The organism is Maribacter sp. 4G9 (assembly GCF_002742265.1).
Taxonomy (GTDB): domain Bacteria; phylum Bacteroidota; class Bacteroidia; order Flavobacteriales; family Flavobacteriaceae; genus Maribacter.
Genome location: NZ_MDGL01000011.1, coordinates 1 through 2,959 on the forward strand (window position 1 = coordinate 1; position 2,959 = coordinate 2,959).

Below are 2,959 nucleotides of genomic sequence, written 5' to 3' on the forward strand. Positions count from 1 at the left end.
GTGAACGCCGATAACGGTGTATCACATATAGGATGCCGAGCAAGTTATATGGTATTGAATGGTTGATAATCCTATCGGAATTATCAACGATTCAACACCCCAAAACCATCATTATGAAGTAATTGAAAATTAAATACTAACTTTAGAGAACTGGACTAGGGCTTTTCATAGGAGCCATTGTTGTATGCAGTTATTTATTATTCCAAATGTTAGCAGTTCGAGCATTATAAGGCGTTACTTTACATTTGAATTTGTCCTTAATCTCATTTATATACTCTAAATTCTCATCCGAATAAACTCCGATGTAAACACTCCAAAGTTTGTCTTTCACTTTTTGTCCCATTTTAGCAGCTTTATTAACCGCGTCTATAATGTGATAATCATACTCTCCGAAATTAAATCCGAAAGTGACAAGTGAACCCTCGATTGCACACAATTGGTCATAACAATGAGTCAGATATTTATTGTGCATAATATGGTTCAGTTTTTCCTGTCCATTACCAGCAGTTACAAAAATTGGATATTCTTTGTGGTCAATTCTTTCCTTTACATTCTCAAGTAGATAATGAGCATTGTCATATTCAACTTTTACAATGTTTATTCCTGTATCGAAAATTGGTAAAGTTCCGTGTAAATGAAATACGGTCATTTCTTTTTTATACTTTCCCCATCTCAATTCGGAATACTCAAAATCCTCTGGCGGAATATATTCTCCGCTATCTAAATCGGTTTCTAAATCCCGTCCAAATCCATCAATTGCATTTTTTACTTGATTTCTCATTAAAACCCAGTATAATAATAAATCGTAATTAGTCGAGAAAACTAATCCATCACGAGATATGTATTCTTGCAAAAATTTCATACAAGATTCACTTTTTTCATCAGGAATTTTAAAGACGTGTTCGGGATGTAATTCTTTTACTGCATCTATTAGGCTGTTTTTTAGCTGTTCCGTAACTGCTTTTATTTTAGGAACTAAAGTTTTGTCATCACTAAATAAATCTGCTATTTCACAAAAGTTATCAAGTTGTTGCATTATTAACTCAAAATTCTTTGTGTTTAATCTTTCAAAAAGTTTTGTGACCATTGGGTCGCCACTATCTTCGATAAATTTACTTAATGCATTATACGAGAAAATATTGTTGTCAAAAGCCATACTAAATCCATTACCAAATAGTAAATGCTTTGTCCTTTTCTTCTTGTTAAGAGAAGAGACAACTTCTTGGTAAGTCATTAGTTTGTCTATTTCCATATTGTTGGTTTTAATTGCATACAACGCAGGGCTATGTGAAGCCACGTTACGGGTTTTAAATTTACGCAACTTGTTGGGATAAATTTAAAATACGTGTTGAACGTGGCCAGGTTGCATATAGCCGTTGATATGTACAGTTTTCCTCGATGGCGCCTAAAGGTGATAGGTTTGATGGCCCCTCATCCTACGGATTATGCAAACTGGCATGGCCCTGCGATGATGTACAATTCCCAAGGGGCGGGAATTGGAGCCTTTGGCGACAATGTAGCGACTTGGGTTCACCTTTAGGTGAATTGTACATCATCGTGATTGTATAAGATTAGTTGCGTGTACTAAATATTAACTTTAAAAATAAGCAATACAAAAGAATCACGCAATAAGTTTCCAAAGAGGAAACAACTAGCAATTAATTTTATACGGTGTTGTGTGGCGTTTTTTATGTCAGTTGAATCCAATCTATTAAAAGCTAAACAAGTTCTAAATTTGTCCGACGACGAGTTTGAAGGTGTTAAGTTAGCAGTAGAACACATGAAAAATAAACAAGGATTTAAAGATTTGTCGAAAAATCAATAAAATCCTTGTGAAGGTCTTTGATTAGTTGTTCATGGTCAATGCTTGACGAAATGGATTTTAAATCCTCTGCAAGTTTTAATTGTAGTTCGCTAACAAGCATTACGTTTTTAGCAACATTGCCTTTAGTGTATTTTTCATAGTATTCTTTTTTATAAGAATCTGTGGTTTGTTTTAATTTTTCGATTGTATTCATTTGATGTTTTTATTTAGTTACACGATATTCTTTTCTGCGTAAAGAGAATTATGTCAGACCTAATTGTTAAAAATCACAATCATTGGTCAATCGGATATATTCCTTTTGACAAGTCAATTAAAAAGTCAGAGAACGAAACCACTTGGTTAGATTACTGGAAGAAGATTGATTCCGAACTGAAAAAGTCAGATTCAAAACCTAAACTTATAGTCTTGAACAAAGATGGTTTTTGGCAGTTCATTGATGATTTATTAAGAACCCAATGGAATATAGAAACTAAAGTTGTTTAGTAGATAGTATTTCCATTAAAATGCTCAACAAAAGTAAATATCCATTATTTTCAATATGAAAATCAACCAATGAGTAATTAATTTTGTTGTCGTAATTATAATTACCATTATGGTATTTTAAAATCATTTTATTGAGTTCGGTTTTTAAATGACACACAACGCAGGGCTATGTGAAGCCACGTTACGGATTTTAAATTTACGCAACTTGTTGGGATAAATTTACAAATACGTGTTGAACGTGGCCAGGTTGCATATAGCCGTTGATATGTACAGTTTTCCTCGATGGCGCCTAAAGGTGATAGGCTGGGTGGTCCCTCATCCTACGGATTATGCAAACTGGCATGGCCCTGCGATGATGTACAAATCCCAAGGGGCGGGAATTGGAGCCTTTGGCGACAATGTAGCGACTTGGGTTCACCTTTAGGTGAATTGTACATCATCGTTGTTGTATATGGTTTGTTGCGTGTTTTAAGCACCTAATTTAGCAAATACAAACCGAATAGAAAATCCGCGAGGATTTTCGTAAGTAGGCTAGAACTAGCAATAAATTATACACGTTGTGTGTGCCCAGTATGGGCATCTTTATCTTATAGCAATATAAGAATTTATTTAGAGGGTGTAAGTCCCTTATGCGCTGGAGTAACGTCTGGA

The 2,959-nt window shown here is 34.5% G+C and carries 5 protein-coding genes; 3 read left to right on the plus strand and 2 right to left on the minus strand.

The annotated features are described in order from the left end of the window. Window positions 1-190: 190 nt before the first annotated feature. Window positions 191-1,252: a DUF4917 family protein gene (locus BFP75_RS01690; protein WP_099542956.1), complete on the minus strand. Its 1,062-nt coding sequence runs from the start codon at window positions 1,250-1,252 to the stop codon at window positions 191-193. Between the two features lie 129 nt (window positions 1,253-1,381). Here BFP75_RS01690 and BFP75_RS21650 point away from each other — a divergent pair, with 129 nt between their 5' ends. Then, window positions 1,382-1,540, plus strand: coding sequence for a hypothetical protein (locus BFP75_RS21650; protein ID WP_165776518.1), 159 nt, complete (start codon window positions 1,382-1,384; stop codon window positions 1,538-1,540). A 259-nt stretch (window positions 1,541-1,799) separates the two neighbouring features. Here BFP75_RS21650 and BFP75_RS01700 read toward each other — a convergent pair whose 3' ends face one another. Further along, window positions 1,800-2,018, minus strand: coding sequence for a hypothetical protein (locus BFP75_RS01700; protein ID WP_099542954.1), 219 nt, complete (start codon window positions 2,016-2,018; stop codon window positions 1,800-1,802). A gap of 50 nt (window positions 2,019-2,068) precedes the next feature. Between BFP75_RS01700 and BFP75_RS01705 the strand changes: the two genes are divergently transcribed. After that, complete coding sequence (locus BFP75_RS01705; protein WP_099542955.1) at window positions 2,069-2,308, plus strand: hypothetical protein; 240 nt, start codon at window positions 2,069-2,071, stop codon at window positions 2,306-2,308. A 265-nt stretch (window positions 2,309-2,573) separates the two neighbouring features. Continuing rightward, complete coding sequence (locus BFP75_RS21655) at window positions 2,574-2,732, plus strand: hypothetical protein (RefSeq protein WP_165776519.1); 159 nt, start codon at window positions 2,574-2,576, stop codon at window positions 2,730-2,732. Window positions 2,733-2,959 lie beyond the last annotated feature (227 nt).

What these genes read in the sequence shown, in the direction of transcription:
- BFP75_RS21655 (WP_165776519.1), top strand. Translation starts at nt 2,574, where the DNA reads ATGTACAGTTTTCCTCGATGGCGCCTAAAGGTGATAGGCTGGGTGGTC.
- BFP75_RS21650 (WP_165776518.1), top strand. Translation starts at nt 1,382, where the DNA reads ATGTACAGTTTTCCTCGATGGCGCCTAAAGGTGATAGGTTTGATGGCC.
- BFP75_RS01690 (WP_099542956.1), bottom strand. Translation starts at nt 1,252, where the DNA reads ATGGAAATAGACAAACTAATGACTTACCAAGAAGTTGTCTCTTCTCTT.
- BFP75_RS01700 (WP_099542954.1), bottom strand. Translation starts at nt 2,018, where the DNA reads ATGAATACAATCGAAAAATTAAAACAAACCACAGATTCTTATAAAAAA.
- BFP75_RS01705 (WP_099542955.1), top strand. Translation starts at nt 2,069, where the DNA reads ATGTCAGACCTAATTGTTAAAAATCACAATCATTGGTCAATCGGATAT.